Genomic DNA, 22,396 nt, shown 5'->3' with positions numbered 1-22,396 from the left:
GATGCCCCCGTCCCTCATGTCTGTCCCTAGGAGACCGTTCCTTTGGGGGCTTCCCGACAGTCCTTGTCTTTCCGTGTCGGGACGGGCGGTCAAGGGTGGTCGAAGGCCATCGCGAAGCGACGCGACGAAGGAGCGCCCTTGAGGGCCCGGCCCGGCACGGAAGGACCCTGGGACTGACGGGAAGCCCCCAAGACATCCCTGATTCGGTCGAGGGATAAGAGCCCCCCGTAGCCCCCGCCCCTCCGGCGATTCGTGTCGGCCTGTCAGGTTGTGCCAGAAGTCTGGTCCCGGTCAGCATTTCTGACGTACCGTCACATCTGCGCGCCACGCCCGCCCCCGCCACGCCGTCCAGGAGGTCCGCCATGCCCGCCGACCGGCCCGTTGCCCTCGACGAATACCCCATCCACCAGGCTCCGTTGTCGATGAAGCACGTGGTCAGCAGTGACCGCAACGCCTACGACCGTTGCATCTTCCACGTCTTCGACCACGCCGGCCGCGCCGTCCTCATCCTCGGCCTCGGTGTCTATCCCAACGCCGGGGTCATAGATGCCTACGCCACCCTCCGGATCGGCGGGGAACTCCTCGCCGTCCGGGCCTCCGACGCCCTCGGCGACGACCGGATGAACCTCTCGGTGGGCCCGTTGTCCATCACCGTCGACGTCCCGCTCAAGCAGCTCACCCTGCGCTGTGCGGCCGATCCGGACGACCCGCAGGGGCTCTCGTACGACATCACCTGGACCGCCGAGTTCCCCGCCGTCTGGGAGCCCCACCACGTCCAGCGGCGCGGTGACCGGCTGATCCTGGAGGGCCGCCGCTTCGTCCAGGCCGGCCAGGTCACCGGCACCATCCGGGCCAAGGGCGAGGAGTTCGCCCTCACCCCGGGGGAGTGGACCGGCACCCGGGACCGCAGTTGGGGCGTGCGGCCGATCCCCGGGGAGGACGGCGGCCGGGCCGCCGAGGAGTACCGGCCCGAGGGTTTCCACTGGCTCTGGATACCGGTCCGCTTCGAGGACCGGTTCGTCATGGTCATCGCCCAGGAGGACGCGGACGGCCACCGCACCCTCAACGAGGCCGTGCAGGTCTTCCCCGAGGACGGCGGACGCCATGACGTGCAGCTCGGCTGGCCGCACACCGAGATCCGCTACCGCCCCGGCAGCAGGCACCCCGAGAGCGCCGTCGTCCACCTGAGCGACCCCTCGCGCAAACCCCTCGAACTCGGCGTGGAGATCCTGAACTCCTCCCCGCTCGCCGTCGGCGCCGGCTACCCGCCCGCGGCCGACTGGCAGCACGGCACCTGGCAGGGCCGCGGCTGGACCGACCGCCGGGTCTACGACCTGTCCGACCCCGCGGCCCACCCCATGGCCGCCTTCGGCGTCACCGACCACTCGGCCCGTTTCACCCTCGACGGCCAGGTCGGCCACGGCATCTTCGAGCACGGCAGCTTCGGGCGGCACGACCCCAGCGGCTTCGCCGACTACTCCTCCGTCGCCCCGTAAGGGCAGCAGGCACCCGCAGATGCCCGCCGGTGCCCACCAGCACCCGCAGAACCCCGCAGGCACGACCGCCACCCGCAGGAAGGGGCTCAACCATGGCCACCGCACCCCGTCCGCGCACCTCCACCCGGGAGCCCGAGGAGCTCGGCCGGCGGCTCGCCGCCTGGCTGGACGGCGAACTCCCCGGCGCGCAGGTCACCAACGTCTCCGTCCCCGGATCCAACGGCATGTCCAGCGAGACCCTGCTCTTCGACCTGGAGCACCCCGACGCCCCGGTCCGCGCCTGCGCCCTGCGGCTGGCCGCCGACCCCGCCGCCTACACCGTCTTCCCCTCGTACGACATGCCGCGTCAGCACCGCGTGATGAGCCTGGTCGCCGAGCACACGGACCTGCCCGTGCCGCGCGTGCTGTGGCTGGAGGAGGACCCGGGGCCGCTCGGGGCGCCGTTCTTCGTCATGGCCCGCGCCGAGGGGCGCGTACCGCCCGACGTCATGCCCTACACCTACGAGGGCAACTGGCTGCACTCCGCCACGGACGCCGAACGTGCCGCGCTCCAGGAGGCCAGCATCGCGCTGCTGGCCCGCCTGCACGACCAGTTCCCGGCCAAGGAGGCCGAGTTCCTGCTCCCCGAAGGGGAGGGCACCGCGCTGCGCCGGCACGTGGAGGCCCAACGGGCCTACTACGCCTGGGTGGTCGAGGGGCTGGCCCCGTCCCCGCTCATCGAGCGGGCGTTCGCCCGGCTGGAGGAGCTGTGGCCCGCGGACGAGGGACCGGCGGTCCTCAACTGGGGCGACGCCCGCATCGGGAACGTCATCTACGACGGTTTCACGCCGGTCGCGGTCCTGGACTGGGAGATGGCCGCCTGCGCCCCGCGCGAGGTGGACCTCGGCTGGACCGTCTACCTCCACCGTTTCTTCCAGGACCTCACCGTCGGCTTCGGCCAGCCCGGCCTGCCGGACTTCCTGCGCCGCGAGGACCTGGAGCGGCGGTACGCCGAACTCACCGGACACACCCCGCGCGACATGGAGTTCCACACCCTGTACGCGGCGCTGCGGCACGCGATCGTGATGCTGCGCATCGCCTACCGGCAGGCGTACTTCGGTGAGGTGGAGGTCCCGGCGGATCCGGACAGCCTGATCCTGCACCATGCCAGCCTGGCCGCCATGGTGCAGGGCACGTACTGGTAGCTGCTCGGTCAGGCGGCCTGCGCGTGCTGCTGTCGCGTCTGCGGCAGCACGGGGCTCATGACACGGACCGGACGCGAGCCCGGGCCGCCGACGTGCGAGAAGGGCTGCGTCCGCCAGTCCAGGCCCTGGGGCAGGGTCAGCAGGACGACCGCGTCGAGTTCGGGGGCCGCGACCTCCGCCGGGAAGGCGCCGACGGTGGGCAGGGCGTCGGCGGCGGGCCGCCCGGTGCCGGCGCACACCGTGAGCCCGAACGGGTTCCACGGGGTCAGGCAGAGCGCGTGCTGCGGCAGGTACTCCTCGTCCGCGACGAGGGCGATCGCCTGGCCGCAGTCGGGGCAGATCGCGTGGTGGATCTCGAAGCCTTCGGCGTCCTCGAGGGTATCGAGGTACTCGTCGTCATCTGCGTCGAGAAGTTCCAGGGGCTCCGGTTCGGTGCGACCGGCGCGCTTGGTGTTCAGCATGGATGTTCTCCCCCTTGGGTGGGCCGGGCGGGCTGGTTCTTCGTCCACGGCCACAGCAAGCACTTCCCGTCGCGCGGCACGAGTAACCACAACGGGGCGTCGTACGCCGGTACAGCCTTGTGGCTTTGGTCACATGCCCGCCGCAGATGCCACCAGTGGGTGGACAGCGCTGTGCCTGGAGTGCCCTTGGGCCTTAGGTTGAGCGGCTATGAGCGCAATGGAGGAGCTGGACCGCCAGATCGTGGATCTGCTCGTGCGGGACGGCCGGATGAGCTACACCGACCTGGGCAAGGCGACCGGGCTGTCCACGTCGGCCGTGCACCAGCGGGTACGCCGTCTGGAACAGCGCGGGGTGATCCGCGGTTACGCGGCCGTGGTCGACCCGGAGGCCGTCGGCCTGCCGTTGACCGCCTTCATCTCGGTCAAGCCGTTCGACCCGAGCGCCCCGGACGACATCGCCGACCGGCTGGCGGGCGTCCCCGAGATCGAGGCCTGCCACAGCGTCGCGGGCGACGAGAACTACATCCTCAAGGTGCGCGTGGCGACCCCGCTCGAACTGGAGGACCTGCTGGGCCGCCTGCGCGCCCTGGCGCACGTGTCGACCCGTACGACCGTGGTCCTCTCCACTCCGTACGAGGCCCGCCCGCCCCGCGTGTAGTACCCCGGGCTCCGCGCAGGGAGCGGCAGGGAGGGTGCGGCGCCCGTACCCGGGTCGGGGAGCACCCCGCGGAGGGGCGAAACTGGTCCGCATGACCGAGCGCGCGATCCCCGCCCCCAGCGACCCCACCCGTACCGTCCTCCTGCGCGGGGGAGAGGTGCACAGCCCCGCCGACCCGTTCGCCACCGCCATGGTGGTCGAGCGCGGGCACGTCGCCTGGGTCGGCTCGGAGGGTGCGGCCGACGCCTTCGCGCAGGGGGTGGACGAGGTGGTGGACCTCGGCGGGGCGCTCGTCACGCCCGCCTTCACCGACGCCCACGTCCACACCACCTCGGCCGGCCTCGCGCTGACCGGCCTGGACCTGTCCGGTGCCCGTTCGCTGTCGGCCGCGCTGGACCTGGTCCGGGCGTACGCGGCGGACCGCCCGGCCGACCGGGTGCTGCTGGGGCACGGCTGGGACGCCGCCCGCTGGCCCGAGCGCCGGGCGCCGCGCCGCGAGGAGCTGGACCGGGCCGCCGGGGGCCGTCCCCTCTACCTCAGCCGTATCGACGTGCACTCGGCGGTGGTCACCACCGCCCTGCTCGACCTCGTCCCCGGGGTGACCCCCGAGGGGGACGAGCCGCTCACCCGCGACGCCCACCACGCGGTGCGCGCCGCGGCCCTGGCCGCGGTCACCCCGGTCCAGCGCGCCGAGGCGCAGCGGGCCGCCCTCGACCGGGCGGCGTCGCTGGGCATCGGCTCGGTGCACGAGTGCGGCGGCCCGGACATCTCCTCCGCCGAGGACTTCACGGCGCTGCTCGCCCTGGCCGGGGAGCGGCCCGGGCCGCGGGTGTTCGGGTACTGGGCCGACCGGGACCTCGCGGCGGTCAAGGAGCTCGGGGCGATCGGGGCGGCCGGTGACCTGTTCGTGGACGGGGCGCTGGGTTCGCACACCGCCTGTCTGCACAGCCCGTACGCGGACGCCTCCCACACCGGTACGGGCTACCTCGACGCGGGGGCCGTGGCCGAGCACGTGGCCGCCTGTACGGAGGCGGGTCTGCAGGCCGGGTTCCACGCGATCGGGGACGCCGCGCTGACGGCCGTGGTGGCGGGTGTCCGGGCGGCCGCCGGGCAGGTGGGCCTGGCCCGGATCCGTGCGGCCCGGCACCGGGTCGAGCACGCCGAGATGATGACCCCGGAGACGATCGCGGCCTTCGCGGAGCTGGGCCTGACCGCTTCCGTGCAGCCGGCCTTCGACGCGGCCTGGGGCGGCGAGGAGGGCATGTACGCGGACCGGCTGGGCGCCGAGCGGGCCCGCACGCTCAACCCGTACGCGGCCATGCTGAAGGCGGGTGTGCCGCTGGCCTTCGGTTCGGACGCGCCGGTGACCCCGCTGGACCCCTGGGGCACGGTCCGCGCCGCCGCCTTCCACCGGACGCCCGAGCACCGGGTCTCCGTCCGTGCGGCCTTCACGGCGCACACGCGGGGCGGCTGGCGGGCCATCGGGCGGGACGACGCGGGCGTGCTCGTGCCGGGCGCCCCGGCCGACTACGCCGTGTGGCAGACCTCGGAACTGGTGGTGCAGGCCCCCGACGACCGGGTCGCCCGCTGGTCCACCGACCCCCGTTCCGGCACCCCCGGACTGCCCGACCTGAGCCCCGGTGCGGAGCTGCCGGTGTGCCTGGCGACGGTGGTCGGCGGGCGGGAGGTATTCGTACGCCCACAGGGGTGATGCGGTGGGCCTCGGTTCGGTGCGGGCGGCCGGACCCGGATAGGTTCGGCCGGGTCCACCACAGGACGTCCGTGCCGGACGGATCCCTCTGCTCAGCGCGCCCGCGCCTCGGGGGCGAGGGAAGGTTTCGCCGGTGGGGGCACCCCCGGCGGCAGTCAGGGGACGGTGGCTCCGGGTCGGGGCCCGGCGGTCCAGTAGACAACGGTCAGGGCGGTCCGCAGCCAGCGAGCGCCCCGACCGGCCCGAAGGACCGCGGGCCCCGATCGCTGTTCTAAAATCATCCTCTGTGACAGGACGTGCAGGACGAACAGGAATACCTAAAGGGGACTCAGTGAGCGACGGCGGACAGCAGAACTACGGACCGCTCGGTACAGCCTTGGTGATCATTCCGACCTACAACGAGGCGGAGAACATCGGGCTGATCGTCGGCCGTGTCCGCGCGGCGGTGCCCGAGGCCCACATCCTCGTCGCGGACGACAACAGTCCGGACGGCACGGGCAAGCTGGCGGACGAGCTGGCGGCCGGTGACGAGCACGTGCACGTCCTGCACCGCAAGGGCAAGGAAGGCCTCGGCGCGGCCTACCTGGCCGGTTTCGCCTGGGGTCTGGAGAACGGCTACGGCGTCATCGTGGAGATGGACGCCGACGGTTCCCACCAGCCGGAGGAGCTGCCCCGCCTGCTCACCGCGCTGGCCGGTGCGGACCTGGTCCTGGGTTCCCGCTGGGTGCCGGGCGGCCGGGTCGTGAACTGGCCCAAGAGCCGCGAGATCCTCTCGCGCGGCGGTTCGACCTACTCCCGCCTGATGCTGAACGTCCCCATCCGGGACGTCACGGGCGGTTACCGCGCCTTCCGCCGCGAGACCCTGGAGGGTCTGGGCCTGGACGAGGTCGCTTCCGCGGGTTACTGCTTCCAGGTCGACCTGGCCCGCCGGGCGGTGCAGAAGGGCTTCCGCGTGGTGGAGGTGCCCATCACGTTCGTGGAGCGCGAGTTCGGCGACAGCAAGATGAGCAAGGACATCGTGGTGGAGGCCCTGTGGCGGGTCACCCAGTGGGGCGTCAAGGCCCAGGTCGCGAAGCTGACCGGCAAGGGTTCGGGCAAGGCCTGACCGTCCTGGTCCCCGGCCGCCGGGGTCCGGCGGCCCCTTAGGGGATGTCCGGTACCTCCGGCTGAGGCCGTCTTTACGCCGGCCCGGGCACACTGGATGGCATGACGACCGGCGTTCCCATTTCGACGGCCCCCCGGCGGCGCTCGCCCGCCCGTACGTTCCTTCCCCTGGCGGTAGCCGCCTGGCTGATCCTGGAGATCTGGCTGCTCGGCCTCGTCGCCGGTGCGGCCGGCGGTCTGACCGTCGCGGCGCTGCTCGCGGGCGGGATGGTGCTCGGCGTGGTGGTCATCAAGCGGGCCGGGCGGCGTGCCTTCAAGAACCTGGCGGAGACCTTCCAGCAGGCTCAGCAGGGGCAGCAGCCCACCCCGCAGCAGCCCGGCCAGGGCAATGGCCTCACCATGCTGGCCGGCCTCCTCCTGATCATGCCCGGCCTGATCTCCGACGCGGCGGGCCTGCTCCTCATGCTTGCGCCCGTCCGGGCCTGGATCGGCCGGCGTGCGGCCCGTTCGCTGGAGCGGAAGATGGCCGCGGCGCCCGCCGGGAGCTTCGGCGACGCCTTCCAGCAGGCCCGCATCCGCTACCCGGACGGCAAGGTGGTCCAGGGCGAGGTCATCCGTGAGGACCGGCCGCAGGGCCCTGGTCCCGGCCCTGACAGCGCTTACCGCCCGCCGCTCGCTCCGTAGCAGGACAGACAAAGCCGAGGGGCCCCGCCACACACTGTGTGGCGGGGCCCCTCGGCTTGTGCTGTCGTCCGGCTGTCAGGCGGACTTGCGGCTGTCCCGCGGATGCACGGCAATGTTCATGGCGCCGGAACGGAGGACCGCAAGCCTTTCGGCCAGCACTTCCTCCAGCTCCTCGCGGGTGCGTCGCTCCATGAGCATGTCCCAGTGCGTTCGCGCAGGCTTGCCCTTCTTCTCTTCGGGCCCGTCCCCGTCCACCAGGAGTGCCATGGCGCCGCACGCCTTGCACTCCCACTCCGGCGGAATGTCTGCCTCAACCGAGAACGGCATCTCAAATCGATGTCCGTTCTGGCATGCGTACTCCACCGCCTGGCGCGGGGCCAGATCGATGCCGCGGTCCGTCTCGTAGCTGGTAACCACGAGGCGCGTACCGCGGAGAGCTCGCTCACTCATGAATCGTGCCTCCCGGGCTTGTCGCCCACAGGACAGGTGTCGCTGTCGTCGTCATCCGGTCAACGTCCGGTCGGCGGTATAGATTCCCGCTCCGGGTCGTGCGTCGCCCGTCGTGCCGCCCCTTGTTGTACCCACCAATGCCCGTTTTGTCACATCTGGCAGCAGATGTCACCCAACGTCCACGCTTCTTGAGCGCGCAGTAACGGTCCGCCTGGCAGGCCAAAGGCGTACACTACCGGCCCTTTGCTTGAACGTCTAAATTCGTTCGGAATTCGTTCGCAGGTCCGGGCCGGGTGCACTCGCGGACCCCGCTCAGATCCGCTCGGGTACAGGATTGCCTGCCGCCTCCACCGCGCGCCGCACCGGCACTCGCGCGAGGAGCACGAAACCCAGTGCGAAGAACACCACCAACGAGATGATCGCGTCCCGGTAGCTGCCCGTGACCTGGTACGTCAGGCCGAAGACCAGCGGTCCCACCCAGCTCAGCCCGCGGTCGCTCAGCTCGTACGCCGAGAAGTACTCGGCCTCCTTGCCCGCCGGGACCAGGTGCGAGAACAGCGAGCGCGAGAGCGCCTGGCTGCCGCCCAGGACCAGCCCGATCATGGCGGCGAGTGCGAAGAACCACACCGGGGTCCGGGCGGGCAGGAAGTAGCCGACGGCCAGGGTCACCGCCCACGCGGCCAGCGAGCCCAGGATCGTCCGCTTGGCACCGAAGATCCGGGCCAGGCGGCCCATCCCCAGCGCCCCCGCCACCGCCAGGACCTGCACCAGGAGCACCGCCCCGATGAGGGTGGACTGCTCCAGCTCCAGCTCCTCCGAGCCGTAGATGGAGGCCTGGGAGATCACCGTCTGCACGCCGTCGTTGTAGATCAGGTACGCCAGCAGGAACGACAGGGTCAGCGGATAGCGCCGCATGTCCTTCAGCGTGGCGACGAGCTGCTTCCAGCCGCTCACGGCCGGACCCTTCCCCGCCTCCCGCACCACGGCCCGGTCCCGCAGCCTGCGCAGCGGGATCAGTGCGAAGGCCCCCCACCACAGGCCCGCCGAGGCCAGGCAGATCCGCACGGCCTCGCCCTCGGTGAGGCCGAAGGACTCGTGGCCCTGGTAGAGCACCAGATTGACCACCAGCATCACGGAGCCCGCGGTGTAGCCGAAGGCCCAGCCCCGCGAGGAGACCGTGTCCCGCTCGTCGGGCGTGGCGATCTGTGGCAGGTAGGCGTTGTACAGCACCATCGACACCGACAGGGAGGCGTTCGCCACGACCAGCAGCAGGCCTCCCAGCAGATAGCGCTCGCCGCCCAGGAAGAACATCGCGGCCGTCGCCGCGGCCCCCGTGTACGCGGCCACCGCCAGCAGCGGCTTCTTGCGGCCGGTCCGGTCCGCGACCGCCCCCGCCAGCGGCATGAGCACCACGGCCAGGAGCACCGAGGCCGAGACCGAGTACGCGAAGAAGGAACCGGCCCGCACCGGGATGCCCAGCGGGTGCACGAAGCCCTCGGCGTCCGCCGCGGCCTTCGCCACCGAGGTCAGGTACGGCCCCAGGAACACGGTGAGCACGCTCGCCGAGTACACCGAGACGGCGAAGTCGTAGAAGTACCAGCCCCGCTGCTCGCGCTTGCGCCCGGCGGCCGCTGTCGCCGCCGCTCTGCCGCCCTCGGCCCCCGGATCCGCCTCGTCCGTCGTCTGCGCACTCATCGGTGCCCCCTCGCTGGTCCCCGTACCGCAGCGGAAGCCGGATCCGGGGCGGCGGCCGGAGGGGGTGTCAGGCCCAGGCGCCGCGACGGTCCAGCACCGTGCGCAAGATGTCGATCCGGTCGGTCATGATGCCATCGACACCCAGGTCGAGAAGAGCTTCCATGCGTTGCGGTTCGTTCACGGTCCACACGTGGACCTGCAGGCCACGCTCGTGCGCGGTGCGCACGAACCGGCGGTCGACCACCCGGATGCCCGCCTGGGTCTCCGGGACCTGCGCGGCCACCGCCCCGACGCGCAGCGCCGCGGGGATCGCGTAGGACCGCAGCCGCAGGCCGACCACCCCGCGCACGCCGTAGGAGGTGGCCAGCCGGGGCCCGGCGATGTTCTGGGCCCGGGCCACCCGGCCCTCCGAGAACGAGCCCACGCAGACCCGGTCCCAGAGCCCGCGCCGGGCGATCAGGTCGACCAGCGGGTGCAGGGCCCGCTCCGCCTTGATGTCGACGTTCCAGCGGGCGTCGGGGAACTCCTCCAGCAGCTCCTCGAAGAGCGGCAGCGGTTCGGTGCCCGCCACCCTGGCCTCGCGGACCCGGCTCCAGGGCAGCTCGCCGATCTTGCCCCGTCCGTCGGTGACCCGGTCCAGGGTGGCGTCGTGGAAGGCCACCAGCTTGCCGTCGGCCGTGGCGTGCACGTCGGTCTCGAAGTACCGGTAGCCCGCTTCGGCGGCCCGGTGGAAGGCGGCGGCGGTGTTCTCCAGCCCGTCCGCGGCGCCTCCCCGGTGCGCGAAGGGGATCGGAGCCGGGTGGTCCAGATACGGGTGCCGAAGGCGTACGTGCGTCACGGCCGCAGTATCTCCCGTCCCGCGCGCCGGGGCAGCGCGAGGGCGGGTCGCACCCGGGCACCCGCCGCCCCTGGTGGAAGTGGACTGGCCCATGACAGTCTGTGCCGAGGACATCAATCCAATCCCGGCCCCGAATGCCCGCAGTCGAGGCCAATCCGAAGAAGGTGGACCGCACTCCATGGCCGAATGGACCTCGGCGGTCGGTGCCGCTCAGCTCGCCCGCCTCATCGGCTCCCAGCAGGACCGGCCCGCAGCGCCCGGCGCCCGCAAGCCGCCCGCGTACCGCACCCTCGCGGACGGGATCAGGCTGCTGGTCCTGGAGGGCCGGGTGCCGGTCGCCGCCCGGCTGCCCGCCGAGCGGGAGCTGGCCGTCGCCCTCTCCCTCAGCCGCACCACCGTCGCCGCGGCGTACGAGGCGCTGCGCGGGGAGGGGTTCCTGGAGTCCCGCCGCGGCTCCGGCAGCTGGACCTCCGTACCGGCCGGGAACCCGCTGCCCTCCCGGGGCCTGGAGCCGCTGCCGCCCGAGTCCCTCGGCTCGATGATCGACCTCGGCTGCGCGGCGCTGCCGGCCCCCGAGCCCTGGCTCACCAAGGCGGTCCAGGGGGCGCTGGAGGAACTGCCCCCGTACGCGCACACCCACGGGGACTACCCGGCCGGGCTGCCCGCGCTGCGCCGGATGCTCGCCGACCGCTACACCGAGCAGGGCATTCCCACGATGCCCGAGCAGATCATGGTCACCACCGGTGCGATGGGGGCCATCGACGCCATCTGCACCCTCTTCGCCGGGCGCGGGGAGCGGATCGCGGTCGAGTCGCCCTCCTACGCCAACATCCTCCAGCTCATGCGCGCCGCGGGGGTCCGTCTCGTCCCGGTGGCCATGGCGCAGGGGCTGACCGGCTGGGACATGGACGTCTGGCGGCAGGTGCTGCGCGACTCGGCGCCGCGCCTGGCGTACGTCGTCGCCGACTTCCACAACCCGACGGGGGCGCTGGCCTCCGAGGAGCAGCGCCGGGCGATGGTGGAGGCCGCCCGGTCGGCGGGCACGGTGCTGGTCGTCGACGAGACCATGGTGGAACTCCGGCTGGACCCGGAGCCGGCCATGCCGCGGCCGGTCTGTTCCTTCGATCCGTCCGGCAGCACGGTGATCACCGTCGGCTCCGCGAGCAAGGCGTTCTGGGCGGGCATGCGGATCGGCTGGGTCCGCGCGGCCCCCGACGTGATCCGGAGCCTGGTCGCCGCCCGTGCCTACGCGGACCTGGGCACTCCGGTGCTGGAACAGCTCGCGGTGAACTGGCTGATGCGGACCGGGGGCTGGCAGGAGGCCGTCGCGATCCGGCGGGACCAGGCCCGGGAGAACCGGGATGCGCTGGTCGCGGCGGTGCGCCGGGAGCTGCCGGAGTGGGAGTTCGAGGTTCCGGGGGGTGGGCTGACCCTGTGGGCGCGGGCGGGCGGGCTCTCGGGTTCGCGGCTGGCCGAGGTGGGGGAGCGGGTCGGCGTCCGCGTGCCCTCGGGGCCGCGGTTCGGGGTGGACGGGGCCTTCGAGGGCTACGTCCGGCTGCCGTTCACCGTGGGCGGCCCGGTGGCCGAGGAGGCCGCCGCCCGGCTGGCGGCGGCGGCCCGGCTGGTCGGTACGGGTGCGGGGGGCAGCGGGGCGGAGCCGCCGCGCACGTTCGTCGCGTAGCGCGTCCGTTGCGTGACGCCTCGGTCTACGGAGCCTCGACCCGGACCTCGGGGATCTCCGAGGTGTCGGCGGCCGGGCCCTGGGACTGGGCGGGGGGCTGGGACTGGAGGGACCCCGCGGGCGCGGCGTGGTCCGTGCCGCTGCTGCCGTGTTCGTTGCGCCGCTCGGGAAGCAGCTCCAGCACGGCCTGGCGGTACGCCGGATGCGCGGCGTCGTCGTAGGGGTCCGGGGTGGCGGGCACCTGGAGCCGGTGGACGGGGCCCGTGCCGAGCCGGGCGTACCCGCGGCCGGGCGGGACCTGGGCCGTGGGGGTGGTGTGCGGGGGCAGCCCGAGCACGTCGGCGATCTGCTGGACGGCGGCCGGGCCGAGGACGACCCGGGCCCGGGTGTGCTGCCAGACGGAGTCGCTGAGCAGTTCGAGGTGGTCGAACTGTTCGGCCACCACGACCGTGATGTGCGCGGCCCGCCCGTGCCGCAGCGGCACCTGGAGCTGGGCGAGCGGGTCGGGGCGGCCGTCGGCGGCCGCGAGGTGGGCGAGCACGCTGGGCCGGTCGAGCAGGATCCACAGCGGGCGGCGGGTGTCGTCCGGTGCCGGGCGGCCCGCCTCGCGGGCCCGGTGGGTGGCGACGAGCCGCCGCTCGGTCTCCTGGGCGGCCCATTCGAGGGTGGACAGCGCCCCGGTCGGCCCGCATTCCACGGCGAGGACGCCGGTGCGGCCGGCCAGGCAGGCGTACTCGCCGCTGCCGCCGCCCTCGACGATCAGTACGTCGCCCCCGTGCCGCAGGGCCTGCAGTGCGATCGAGCGCAGCAGAGTGGACGTTCCGCTGCCGGGCTGGCCCACGGCGAGCAGGTGGGGCTCGGTGGAGCGGGGGCCGGTGCGCCAGAGCACCGGCGGGACGTCGCGGGGCTCGCCGCCCTCCTGGACGGGCAGGGTCCGCTGGACGGTGCCCGCGTCGGTGAAGCCGAGGACGGTCTCGCCGGGTGAGGTCACGAACGGCTGGGCGGCGATGCCCGTCGGCAGCGCCGCCAGCACGCTCAGGTCGAGCTGGTTGCCCTCCTCGTCCCAGTCGAAGAGATACTCCCGTCCGCGCCCGGACTTGGCGTGCAGCAGTGTTTCGATCCGGGCCCGTGAAGCGGCCTCGCCATCGGTGAAATAGGCCGGGTACCGGATGCGCAGCCGGGTGACGCGGCCCGCCTCGTCGAACTCGTAGCCGCTGAAGGCCTTGTCCCAGTCCCCGCCGTGGGCGAAGAGCGGACTCGGGTCCTCCGGGATGGAGAAGTACGGCACGAGGGCTTCGTAGAGGGAGCCGAGCCGTTCGGTCTCGGCGTCGCTCGGCCCGGTCTTCACCGGGGTGCGGTCGCGTCCCTGCCAGGCCGCGGCCGCCATGACGGTGATCAGGGCGAGAAGCGGACCGTAGGGGACGAGCGCGACCACGAGGACGCAGGCGGCGCCCAGGAACAGCGCGGGACCACGCTTGTCCTTGGGCGTCTCGGCCCATTTGCGCCGCCCGGCCGAGGCCAGGATGCGCAGGCCGCGTCCGATGGTGAGGAGCGGATGGAGGACGTCCGTGGCGCTGTCGGCGGCCGTGCGAGCGAGGTCGCGGCCCCGTGCCAGCGACGTGGTGCCGCTGCTGAGGATGCGGGGAAGTGGGCGCCGGGCCACGGGCGTCTCCTGGAGTTGTGGAGTGTGTCGGTGCTTCGGGTGGGGCTGGGTGTTCGCCTGCGGGGCCCGGCCTAGAGCTTGATCCCGCCGAGCAGGCTCGCGAGGCTCGCGGTGCTCGCCGTGATGCTGGGGGCGATGGCGGAGCCGGCCAGGAAGAAGCCGAAGAGCGAGCAGACGAACGCGTGCGTCAGCTTCATCCCGTCTTTCTTGAAGAACAGGAAGCAGATGATGCCGAGCAGGACGACACCTGAGATGGACAGGACCATGAGAATTTCTCCTGGTGGGTGGGGACAGTCACCATCAGTTGTTCCAGGCTCACAGCAAGTATCAATGCGACAAAAGGTGCATACGGGTGAATCAACCGGTTTTTCACTTGACCGGCTCCCCCCGGCTGGCGCGTCGGCCGGGAAGGGGGCAAGGGTGATCTTTGCCTCGGCCCGGCCCCGGCATGTGCAGGCCCGGGCGCTACTCTGGCGATTCACCCGTACGGACGCAGTGCCGTGCATCCCCCTGCCCGCTCCCGGCCCGGGGACGGGTCACCGGGACCGGGCCGAGCGAGCAGCGAGTGAAAGGCGGTACGAACGATGAGCGAACACCCCGAGGGCACCGCCCCGGAAGGACCCGACGAGGACGTCATCGAGCTGGCCACGAAGCTCTTCGACCTGGCCCGCCAGGGTGACGCCGGGACGCTCGCCGCGTACCTCGACGCCGGGGTCCCGGCCAACCTCACCAACGACCGCGGCGACACCCTCGTGATGCTGGCCGCCTACCACGGCCACGCCGAGGCGGTCACGGTCCTGCTCGCCCGCGGCGCCGAGGCCGACCGCGCGAACGACCGGGGGCAGACCCCGCTCGCCGGAGCCGTCTTCAAGGGCGAGGAGGCCGTCATCCGCGCCCTGCTCGCCGGAGGGGCCGACCCGAACGCCGGAACACCCTCCGCGGTGGACACGGCGCGCATGTTCGCAAAGGCCGACCTGCTGGAACTGTTCGGAGCCAAGTAGTCCGCTTTTGGCCGGGCGCTGGCCGTTACAGACCTCACAGTCTGGTCACGGCGGCCGTAAATGTGGTCGCGGTGCACAAACCGCCTGGGTCATCATGGCGTCGGATTCGATTCGCGAGCACGGGGGGCGGGCCGGAGCGGGCAGGACACGAAGAGTGTCCCGGCCCGACCCGGCCACCATGGTCACGAAGAACTGACGAGAGTGAGAAGACAATGGTCTACATCGAGCGGAACATGACGGCGGACGACCTCACATGCTGTTACGCGGCCCTGTGAATCACGATTCCCGGTTGCGTCCCCAGCTTGATTTGAGGCCTATCCCATGTTCGAACCAGTCATAGCGCCAAGCGGCACCCTGCTCGGGCTCCTCCAGCGGGGCCGTGGCGACGGCACGCTGCACGCCCTGGCGGCGCCCCGTCCAGAGGCCCTCGCGGCCCTCGACCGGTGCGTACTCGGCGACCCGCGTCAGGACTGGCAGGTCGAGAACCGCTCCTTGTACTACGCCCGGCTGTACCTGGACCTCGACGGCCCCCTCGGCGAGATCGAGGCCCACCTCTTCAGCGCCGAGGACCTCGTCGACGACGAGGACCACCGGACGGGCCTCGCGCTGTCCGTGCTGGGCCACCTGGCCTCGTACGGCCGCGACGACGCCCTGATGCTGCTGCGCCGGTACGCCGCCTCCGGCGCCAACTGGGCCTGGGCCCTGGACGAGCTCGCCCTGCGCGACGACGACGAGGGGCTGCGTTCCCTCGGCGCCGCCGTCATCGCCCGCTTCCCCGCCACGGCGGAGGGCGAGGCGCGGCTGGCCGCCGCCGTCCGCGACGCCTACGAGCCCCGGCCGTGGTGCCTGTGGGAGGAGTCGCCCCAGTACGGGGAGCGCCTGCGCGCCGCCCGGCAGCAGGGCTCCTTCGACCGCTGGCAGCGCCAGCTCAACCCGAGCGGCCCCCGCCCCGGCTGGGGCGTCCAGGCCGTCTTCGACTGGGCCGCCGACGGGCTGCGCCGCGGCACACCGCTGCACGTGCCCGCCGCACGCTGCCTCGCCGCCGTGGCCGCACCCGAGGACCGGACCGCCATCTTCGAGGCGGCCGCCGGAGCGAGCGGCGAGGCCGCCCGCGCCACCGCCCTGCACCACCTGGTCCTCGCCGAACCGGAGAACCCGGCCGTGCTGGACCTCATCGAAGCCGCGGGCGACGACCCGGCCGTGGCCGCCTACGAGCGCATGTGCGGCCCTGCCGCCGTCGAGCGCGCCCGGCGCTGGATCCACCGCCCCGACGCCCTGGGCGCCGCCGCCGCGGCCACCCTGGCCTCCCGGGGCGGGGCCGAGGACGCGGGCCTGGTGCTCGGCGCCCTCCGTTCCACGGTCCGCGGCGAGGGTCCCGACACCCGGCGGCTGTACGCCCTGGTCGACGGGGCGGGCCGGCTCGCCATCGGCTGCGCGGCTCCCGTGCTGCGCCACATCTACCGCGAGACGGCCTCGTCGCACCTGCGCGGCCGGGCCGCACGCGCCCTCGCCAGCACGGACCCGACCTTCGCGGCGGGCTTCGCGGTGGAATGCCTGTGGGACTGCGAGGAGACCACCCGAGAGGTGGCCGCCCACCACGCGGAGACGGCCGACGCCCGCGTCGCACCGAGACTGCGCCGGCTCGCCACCGACCCGGCGGAGGAAGAGGAAGTGCAGTCGGCCGTACGCAGCCGCATAGCCCCGGAGTCGGCCGTGTAGGGCCACCGCCCACCCACCGACAGCACCCGGCCCGGCCCCCTGACATGAGGGCCGGGCCGCGTGCTGTGACGACGTGCCGTCACGGAGCGGAACGGGGCGCGACGGGGGTCGGTCTGCCGTCGGGCGGGGTGGAAGGCCCCGACCACCACTTCAGGAGCTCCTCCCGGTGGTCGACCGAGCAGGACGGGACGTGGGCGTCCTGGAGGATTTCCGAAGCTGAGAACCCATCGCAGCGAGGAAGACGTCGGCCGTCAGGTCCGCCGCCAGGTGCGGCTCGGCGACCCGGCGCGTGACGAAGCCGAGCACGGCGTCGATGTGTTCCTCGTAGAACGCCCCGAACCCTTCGGGCGTGGTGAGATCCGGTGGTCCGGTCTCGTGTCGTGGGCTGAGCACCCGGTTCCTCCCCTGCGCGGGGACCTGGCCGGCCCCCTCATCACGTACTTGGCCGCAGCCCCCTCGAACGTTTCACCGGGCTGCCACGAACCGGACCGAAGCCCCCGGCCGGGCCTGCGCCGCCGCGTCCAGGGCCTGCGCCGCGACGACGCCCACCACCGGGTAGCCGCCCGTCACCGGATGGTCGGCCAGGAACACCACCGGCAGGCCGTCCGGCGGGACCTGGACCGCGCCCAGGACCATGCCCTCGCTCGGCAGTTCACCGGACCGCTCGCGCACCAGCGGAGCCCCCGCCTCCGTGCGCAGCCCGATGCGGTTGGACATCGCCGACACCCGGAACGGCGCCCGCAGCAGCCCGGCGAGCGAATCCCGCGTGAACCAGTCCGCCCGCGGCCCCAGCCGCACCGGCAGCACCAGCTCCGCCGGGGCCCCCGGCACCCGCAGGGCGTCCGCCCCGCGTACGGGGTCCGGCCCGGGCCGCCCCACCGGCAGCACCGCCCCGGCCGCGGCGACGGCCGGGCCCAGGCCCGACAGCAGGTCCGTCGAGCGGCTGCCCAGCACCGGCGGGACGGCGATCCCGCCCCGCACCGCGACGTAGCCGCGCACCCCCGACTCCGCCCGGCCGACATCGAGCTCCGCCCCGGCCCGCAGCCGGACCGGAGCCCCCCAGGCCGCCGGGCGCCCGTCCACCCGTACCGCGCAGGGCGCGCCCGTGACCGCCACCGTCACCGGGGCCAGGGCCCGCAGCCCCACCCCGTCCAGGGTCGTCTCCAGCGCCGCCGCGTCCGCCGGGTTGCCGAGGAGCCGGTTGGCCAGCGCGTACGCCCCCGTGTCCAGCGCCCCCGAGCGGGGCACGCCCAGGTGCGCGTGGCCCGGCCGCCCCAGGTCCTGGACCGTGGTCAGCGCCCCCGGGCGCAGCACGAGCAGCCCGCTCTCACTCATCGCCGTCCTCCGTGAACCGCACCCGTACCCCCGGCGCGAACAGGGCCGCCGGTTCCCGCGCCGGGTCCCAGAGCACCGCCCGGGTGGAGCCGATCAGCTGCCAGCCGCCGGGGGAGGAGCGCGGGTAGACCCCCGCGTACTCGCCCGCCAGGGCCAGCGAGCCCGCCGGGACGGCCGGGCGGGGCGTGTCCCGGCGCGGCAGGTGCAGGTGCTGCGGCAGCCCCGTCAGGTAGCCGAAGCCGGGCGCGAACCCGCAGAAGGCCACCCGGAAGACGACCGCGCCGACGAGGGCCGCGACCTCCCGGGGCGCGACCCCCCACAGGGCGGCCACCTCGGCCAGGTCCGGCCCGTCGTACCGCACCGGCACCGTGACCAGCGGGCCTTCGGTCTCCGCGAGCGGCGGCACCTCCCAGCCCGCGATCCGGGCCGCCAGCGCCGCCGGGTCTGCCACGCCGTCCAGCAGGACCGTCCGGGCCGCCGGCACCACGTCCCGTACGCCGCCCAGCTCGCCCGCGTCCCGCCGGCGCAGCACCTCGGCGTGGAGCGCCGCCACCTCCGCGGCCGAGTCCAGCTCGATCAGCAGTGCCCCGGCGCCCACGGGCAGCGCCCGCATGCGCAGGCTCATGCGAAGGCCTCGACCCGTACCCCGGCCGCCTCCAGGGCCCCGCGCACCCGCACGGCCAGCCCCGCGGCCCCCGGGGTGTCCCCGTGCAGGCACAGGGAACGCGCGGCCACCGCGACGACCGAGCCGTCGGCGGCCACCGTCACGCCGTCGGCGGCCATCCGTACGGACCGCGCCACCACGGCGTCCGGGTCGTGCAGGACCGCCCCCGGCTCGCCGCGCGGCACCAGGGCCCCGGCGGGCGTGTAGGCCCGGTCGGCGAAGGCCTCGGGCACGGGAGCCAGCCCGGCCTCCGCGGCGGCCGCCAGCAGCAGCGACCCCGGCAGGCCCAGCACCGGCAGGCCGGCCGGCCCCGAGGCGAGCCGTACGCCCGCGACCACGGCCGCCGCCTGGGCCGCGTCGTGCACGGTGCGGTTGTAGAGCGCGCCGTGCGGTTTCACATACGACACCCGGGAACCGGCCGCCCGTGCGAACACCTCCAACGCCCCGATCTGGTAGGCCACCTCGGCCGCCAGCTCGTCCGCCGGGACGTCCATGGCACGCCGCCCGAACCCCGCCAGGTCCCGGTAGGAGACCTGCGCCCCGATCCGCACCCCCCGCCCGGCGGCCAGCTCGCACACCCGGCGCATGATGGAGGGGTCACCGGCGTGGAAGCCGCAGGCCACGTTGGCGCTCGTGACGACGGACAGCAGCGCCTCGTCGTCGGTCAGCGTCCACCGGCCGAACCCCTCGCCGAGGTCGGCGTTCAGGTCGATCGGGGCGGCGGGCCCGGGGACGGCCGCTGGTGTGATCATGGAAGCCATGCGGCGAGCGTAGAACAGCGCGCGCACCGTCTCCCCCGGGGCCGGGACGATCCGGCCGAACCGTGCCGTTTGGGTTGTTGTCAGGGTCAGCGCCTAGTCTTTGTCCGTGACTCTCCCCGCCCCGGCGAAGACCCTTCCGTCCCCGGCGCCGGGCCCTGCCGCCGACGAGGGCCTGGCCCGGCGGCTGCGCGCCCTCGCCTGCACCGCCCCGCTGCACGACCTCGACGTACGCAAGGCCAATCTGGCGGGCGAGTACGGGGTCTACGCGATGGCGGAGGTCGCGCTGGCCGCGATCGACCTGGTCACGCTCAACATGGACTTCGACACCGGCGCGGACCACGAGCAGATAGTGGCCAGGCTGCTGCCGCGCGTCGCGGCCCAGGCACCGTCCCGCCCGGCGGCCGAGCACGAGCGGGTGGCCCGCTGGGTGCTGGAGAACCTGATCAACGTCGGCAGCGTGGACCGGGGCTTCCGCGCGATCTACGGCACCTTCGGCCCGGACGGCGTCTACGTCCGCCGCGACTACGACTTCAAGCTGATCGAGGAGGTCCCGGGGTACGGCGGCGCGGTCTACCTGCGCACCACCGACGAGGCCGTCAACGTCCTGGTCGGCGCCCTCGACACCGATGTCACCAGCGCGCAGATCGCCGCCGAGGTCAAGCTGGAGGTGCTGATCAGCCGCGGCCGGCTCGCCGACGCCCAGCTCGCGGCCGAACAGGCCCGCTACCGGACCGTCCAGTACGCCGAGACCCTGCGCCGCACCCTCGACGCGACCCGGCGCAACGTGCGGGCCGTGGACTGGCTCCAGGCCGTCCCCGACATGATCGCGGAGGCCCTGGACCACGTCGCGGACCGCTACCGCCACGAGAACGCGATCCTCACCAACATCCGCAAGGCGCGCGACGAGGCGGAGGAGCCCGAGAACAAGCGGCGCGCCGCCGAACTCGTCGACATCGTCAAGGACTGCATCCGCCGGCACACCCAGCTCCAGTCCCGGCTGCTCGACGCGGGCCCGCTGTTCCGGGCCGAACAGGACCGCCAGGCCTTCGCGGCCCCCGCGCCGCGCTCCGGGATCGACCTGTACGGGCAGCTCGTCGCCCCGCTCCTGCCGCTGCCCCTGGCCCAGGCGGGCCGGGTCACCGACGCCTTCTTCGCCTCCGGCGCCGGGCTGCGCACGCCCGTCTCCGTCCGGGTCACCGACCTCGTCGACATCCTGCTCACCCCGCCGGTGGAGCGGGAGCACCTCGGCGCGGAGATGCCGGAGCCCGACCTCATCGCCACGCCGGACGACAGCCGCTTCAGCGAGGAGCAGCTCGCCCGCGCCACGGAGCTGCTGACCCTCCCGCACGACGCGCCGCGCCGCCTGTCCGGTCTGCTGGTGGAGGCCCGGCGCACGGACCCGGAGCTGCCCTACCTGGTGGCACTGCTGGCCGTCCACGCGGCGAGCCCGGCCGTCGGGACGGCGTACCGCCAGGGCGAGGAGCGGCTGCTCTTCGCGGTCGACGACGGCACGCCCCTGGACGACCCCGAGTTCGGCGGGGCCGACCTGATCGTCGGCACGGCCCTGCTGGACGCGGCCGGCATGGCCGCCGACCGCGCGGAGGCCTCATGACCCACCGACCCGCGCACCCGCCCGGGCGGGTCCTTGCGCCCACCCGGCCGCCCGCGCACCGGCCCAGGCGGCTGCTTGCGCCCACTCCGCCGCCTGCGCACCGGCCCACGCCGGTGTCGCCCCCTGCCGGAGCACGGCCACCCGCCTCCGCCGACGTGCCTGCGCGGCTGCCCGAGCCTGCCGGTGGTCTCGCCCCGTTCCGCGTCGCCGCCGACGTGCCTGCGCGGTTCCCGGTCGCCGCCGGTGTGCCTGCGCGGTTCCCGGTCGCCGTCGGTGTGCCTGCGCGGCTTCCCGTTCCCGCCAGTGGGCCTGCGCGGTTCCCCGTCGCTGCCGGCGCGCCTGCGCGGCTGCCCGCCTCCGGCGGAGGGTCTGCCCGGCTGTCCGCCTCCGGCGGAGCGTCTGCCCGGCTGTCCGCCTCCGGCGGAGCGTCTGCCCGGCTGTCCGCGGCCGCCGGCGGTGTCGCGGGGTTCCCCGTCGCCGCGGGTGGGCCTGTGCGGCTGCCCGCCTCCAGCGGTGTGCCCGCGCGCCTGCCCGCTTCTGTCGGTGGCCTCGCGCCGCTGCCCGTCGCCGCCGGAGTGCCTGTGCGGCTGCCCGTCGCCGCCGGCGGATCCGCGTGGCTGCCCGCCCCCGCCAGTGGGCCCGTGCGACTGCCCGTCCTCGTCCGCGTGCCCGCGCAGCCGTCCGGGTCCGCGCCCCTGTCCGTCCCCACCCGTACCGCCGAGGAGAGCCGCCCGTGAGCGACCACCACGCCGAGCACCCCGCGTGGAGCGAGCCCGACGCGCCGTCGGCTCCCGTCGCGCCCGCCCCCGCCGGGGCGCTGACCCCCGCCGACGCCGCCGACGCGGCCCGGCTCGTCGCGTTCGGGCTCCAGCCCAAGCTGCTCCCCGCCCGCGACGCCGAGTACGCCGAGCTGCTGCGCCGCTACCGCGAAGAGCCCGCCTTCGGCCGTCTCGCCGACGCCGTGGCCACCGGCCTCGGCCTCGTCGTCCTCGAGGTGTCCCCGCGCGCGGGCATGGCCGTCGCCGCGGGCGAGGACTCCGTCTTCGCCGTCCGCATGGGCGACTACGCCCGCCGCACCACCGCCGACTCCGCGGACCGCTTCCTGCACGGCCTCGCCCACCTGGCCGTCGCGGCCCTCGCCTTCCCCCGCCCCGAGGACCTCGCCGACGACGGTTACATCGGCCGTGTCACCGTCAACGGCGTCGACGCCTTCGTCCGGCAGACCTGCCGCCGCCTGGAGGAGCGCGCCGAGGAACTCGGCGAGAACACCGACCCCGCCACCGACGCCCCCGGCCTGGAGGCCGCCTGGCGCGTCTACGCCCGCCGCAGTGCGACCGGCGCCACCAAGGACGCCCGCCGCCTGGCCGGTTCCACCACCGGCATCGTCGGCAAGGCCGCCGCCTTCCTCACCGAATCCGGCTTCCTCCAGCGCACCGGGGACGACTCCGGCGGCACCTACCGCACCACCCCCCGCTACCAGCTCCAGGTCCGCGACATGGCGGGCAGCGCGGCCATGGCCGAACTCCTGGAACTCGGCGTCGTCGCCGTCAGCGACGGCAGTGCCACCCTCCTGCCGCCGCCCGAGGGCGACGACCTGGAGCTGGCAGCCGACGCCGGACTCCCCTTCCACGCCTGAGCCACCCGCCCTCAGGCCACCCGCCCCCGGCCACCTGCCCTCC

At 74.0% G+C, this 22,396-nt stretch carries 22 protein-coding genes; 12 read left to right on the top strand and 10 right to left on the bottom strand.

Annotated elements, in window-relative coordinates; genetic code table 11:
- Positions 1 to 362: 362 nt before the first annotated feature.
- Positions 363 to 1,496 (top strand): Rv3169 family protein, encoded by a 1,134-nt coding sequence (locus IO30_RS0126075; protein ID WP_031146702.1) that lies wholly within the window; start codon positions 363 to 365, stop codon positions 1,494 to 1,496.
- A gap of 92 nt (positions 1,497 to 1,588) precedes the next feature.
- Positions 1,589 to 2,680 (top strand): phosphotransferase family protein, encoded by a 1,092-nt coding sequence (locus tag IO30_RS0126070; protein ID WP_031146701.1) that lies wholly within the window; start codon positions 1,589 to 1,591, stop codon positions 2,678 to 2,680.
- An 8-nt stretch (positions 2,681 to 2,688) separates the two neighbouring features.
- On the opposite strand, the gene IO30_RS0126065 is transcribed toward IO30_RS0126070, so the two are convergent.
- Entirely contained in the window at positions 2,689 to 3,141 is a 453-nt protein-coding gene (locus IO30_RS0126065) for a hypothetical protein (protein ID WP_031146700.1), read from the bottom strand.
- Positions 3,142 to 3,358: 217 nt separating this feature from the next.
- On the opposite strand from IO30_RS0126065, the gene IO30_RS0126060 reads away from it, so the two are divergent.
- From IO30_RS0126060 to fxsA, 4 genes are all read left to right on the top strand, one after another.
- A complete protein-coding gene (locus IO30_RS0126060; RefSeq protein ID WP_030011705.1) occupies positions 3,359 to 3,799 on the top strand; it encodes an Lrp/AsnC family transcriptional regulator in 441 nt (146 codons plus the stop codon).
- A gap of 91 nt (positions 3,800 to 3,890) precedes the next feature.
- Positions 3,891 to 5,510, top strand: coding sequence for an amidohydrolase (locus IO30_RS0126055; RefSeq protein WP_031146699.1), 1,620 nt, complete (start codon positions 3,891 to 3,893; stop codon positions 5,508 to 5,510).
- A 331-nt stretch (positions 5,511 to 5,841) separates the two neighbouring features.
- On the top strand, positions 5,842 to 6,615 hold the full coding sequence (locus IO30_RS0126050; RefSeq protein ID WP_031146698.1) for a polyprenol monophosphomannose synthase: 774 nt from the start codon (positions 5,842 to 5,844) through the stop codon (positions 6,613 to 6,615).
- 101 nt (positions 6,616 to 6,716) lie between these two features.
- Entirely contained in the window at positions 6,717 to 7,298 is a 582-nt protein-coding gene (fxsA, locus tag IO30_RS0126045; RefSeq protein ID WP_031146697.1) for an FxsA family membrane protein, read from the top strand.
- Between the two features lie 75 nt (positions 7,299 to 7,373).
- Here the strand turns inward: fxsA and IO30_RS0126040 are convergent, their stop codons facing one another.
- The 3 genes from IO30_RS0126040 to IO30_RS0126030 all read right to left on the bottom strand — a co-directional run bounded on the left by IO30_RS0126040 (position 7,374) and on the right by IO30_RS0126030 (position 10,281).
- Positions 7,374 to 7,748: an RNA polymerase-binding protein RbpA gene (locus tag IO30_RS0126040; protein WP_031146696.1), complete on the bottom strand. Its 375-nt coding sequence runs from the start codon at positions 7,746 to 7,748 to the stop codon at positions 7,374 to 7,376.
- A 312-nt stretch (positions 7,749 to 8,060) separates the two neighbouring features.
- Positions 8,061 to 9,443 carry an MFS transporter gene (locus tag IO30_RS0126035; protein WP_031146695.1) on the bottom strand — a complete coding sequence of 461 codons (1,383 nt, stop codon included), beginning with the start codon at positions 9,441 to 9,443 and terminating at the stop codon, positions 8,061 to 8,063.
- Positions 9,444 to 9,510: 67 nt separating this feature from the next.
- On the bottom strand, positions 9,511 to 10,281 hold the full coding sequence (locus tag IO30_RS0126030) for a glycerophosphodiester phosphodiesterase family protein (RefSeq protein ID WP_031146693.1): 771 nt from the start codon (positions 10,279 to 10,281) through the stop codon (positions 9,511 to 9,513).
- A 178-nt stretch (positions 10,282 to 10,459) separates the two neighbouring features.
- Here IO30_RS0126030 and IO30_RS0126025 point away from each other — a divergent pair, with 178 nt between their 5' ends.
- Positions 10,460 to 11,962 carry an SCO1417 family PLP biosynthesis transcription factor gene (locus IO30_RS0126025; protein ID WP_031146692.1) on the top strand — a complete coding sequence of 501 codons (1,503 nt, stop codon included), beginning with the start codon at positions 10,460 to 10,462 and terminating at the stop codon, positions 11,960 to 11,962.
- A gap of 25 nt (positions 11,963 to 11,987) precedes the next feature.
- On the opposite strand, the gene IO30_RS0126020 is transcribed toward IO30_RS0126025, so the two are convergent.
- Both IO30_RS0126020 and IO30_RS0126015 read right to left on the bottom strand, forming a co-directional pair.
- On the bottom strand, positions 11,988 to 13,625 hold the full coding sequence (locus tag IO30_RS0126020; protein ID WP_031146690.1) for an ATP-binding protein: 1,638 nt from the start codon (positions 13,623 to 13,625) through the stop codon (positions 11,988 to 11,990).
- A 71-nt stretch (positions 13,626 to 13,696) separates the two neighbouring features.
- Positions 13,697 to 13,891: a hypothetical protein gene (locus IO30_RS0126015; RefSeq protein WP_030031218.1), complete on the bottom strand. Its 195-nt coding sequence runs from the start codon at positions 13,889 to 13,891 to the stop codon at positions 13,697 to 13,699.
- A gap of 318 nt (positions 13,892 to 14,209) precedes the next feature.
- Here IO30_RS0126015 and IO30_RS0126010 point away from each other — a divergent pair, with 318 nt between their 5' ends.
- Together IO30_RS0126010 and IO30_RS0126005 are read left to right on the top strand one after the other, a co-directional pair.
- Positions 14,210 to 14,626, top strand: a complete 417-nt coding sequence (locus IO30_RS0126010; RefSeq protein ID WP_031146688.1) for an ankyrin repeat domain-containing protein — start codon at positions 14,210 to 14,212, stop codon at positions 14,624 to 14,626.
- A 321-nt stretch (positions 14,627 to 14,947) separates the two neighbouring features.
- Positions 14,948 to 16,345 (top strand): hypothetical protein, encoded by a 1,398-nt coding sequence (locus IO30_RS0126005; protein ID WP_031146686.1) that lies wholly within the window; start codon positions 14,948 to 14,950, stop codon positions 16,343 to 16,345.
- Between the two features lie 150 nt (positions 16,346 to 16,495).
- Here the strand turns inward: IO30_RS0126005 and IO30_RS0126000 are convergent, their stop codons facing one another.
- The 4 genes from IO30_RS0126000 to IO30_RS0125985 form a co-directional block, all read right to left on the bottom strand.
- A complete protein-coding gene (locus IO30_RS0126000; RefSeq protein WP_031146684.1) occupies positions 16,496 to 16,738 on the bottom strand; it encodes an RNA polymerase sigma factor in 243 nt (80 codons plus the stop codon).
- 72 nt (positions 16,739 to 16,810) lie between these two features.
- A complete protein-coding gene (locus IO30_RS0125995) occupies positions 16,811 to 17,680 on the bottom strand; it encodes a 5-oxoprolinase subunit C family protein (protein ID WP_031146682.1) in 870 nt (289 codons plus the stop codon).
- Positions 17,673 to 18,293, bottom strand: a complete 621-nt coding sequence (locus IO30_RS0125990) for a 5-oxoprolinase subunit B family protein (RefSeq protein ID WP_031146681.1) — start codon at positions 18,291 to 18,293, stop codon at positions 17,673 to 17,675. Before IO30_RS0125990 ends, IO30_RS0125995 begins: the two co-directional genes overlap by 8 nt.
- A gap of 8 nt (positions 18,294 to 18,301) precedes the next feature.
- Positions 18,302 to 19,096 carry a LamB/YcsF family protein gene (locus IO30_RS0125985; protein WP_051902597.1) on the bottom strand — a complete coding sequence of 265 codons (795 nt, stop codon included), beginning with the start codon at positions 19,094 to 19,096 and terminating at the stop codon, positions 18,302 to 18,304.
- Between the two features lie 115 nt (positions 19,097 to 19,211).
- Here IO30_RS0125985 and IO30_RS0125980 point away from each other — a divergent pair, with 115 nt between their 5' ends.
- The 3 genes from IO30_RS0125980 (at position 19,212) to IO30_RS0125970 (ending at position 22,353) form a co-directional block, all read left to right on the top strand.
- Positions 19,212 to 20,717, top strand: coding sequence for a hypothetical protein (locus IO30_RS0125980; RefSeq protein WP_031146677.1), 1,506 nt, complete (start codon positions 19,212 to 19,214; stop codon positions 20,715 to 20,717).
- 491 nt (positions 20,718 to 21,208) lie between these two features.
- Positions 21,209 to 21,454, top strand: a complete 246-nt coding sequence (locus tag IO30_RS45560; protein WP_157853371.1) for a hypothetical protein — start codon at positions 21,209 to 21,211, stop codon at positions 21,452 to 21,454.
- A complete protein-coding gene (locus tag IO30_RS0125970) occupies positions 21,451 to 22,353 on the top strand; it encodes a hypothetical protein (RefSeq protein WP_031146676.1) in 903 nt (300 codons plus the stop codon). Before IO30_RS45560 ends, IO30_RS0125970 begins: the two co-directional genes overlap by 4 nt.
- Positions 22,354 to 22,396: the final 43 nt, after the last annotated feature.

The organism is Streptomyces xanthophaeus (assembly GCF_000725805.1).
GTDB lineage: Bacteria > Actinomycetota > Actinomycetes > Streptomycetales > Streptomycetaceae > Streptomyces > Streptomyces xanthophaeus.
Note: the sequence above shows the minus strand (reverse complement) of the source record. Positions and strands in the feature narration are given on the sequence as shown.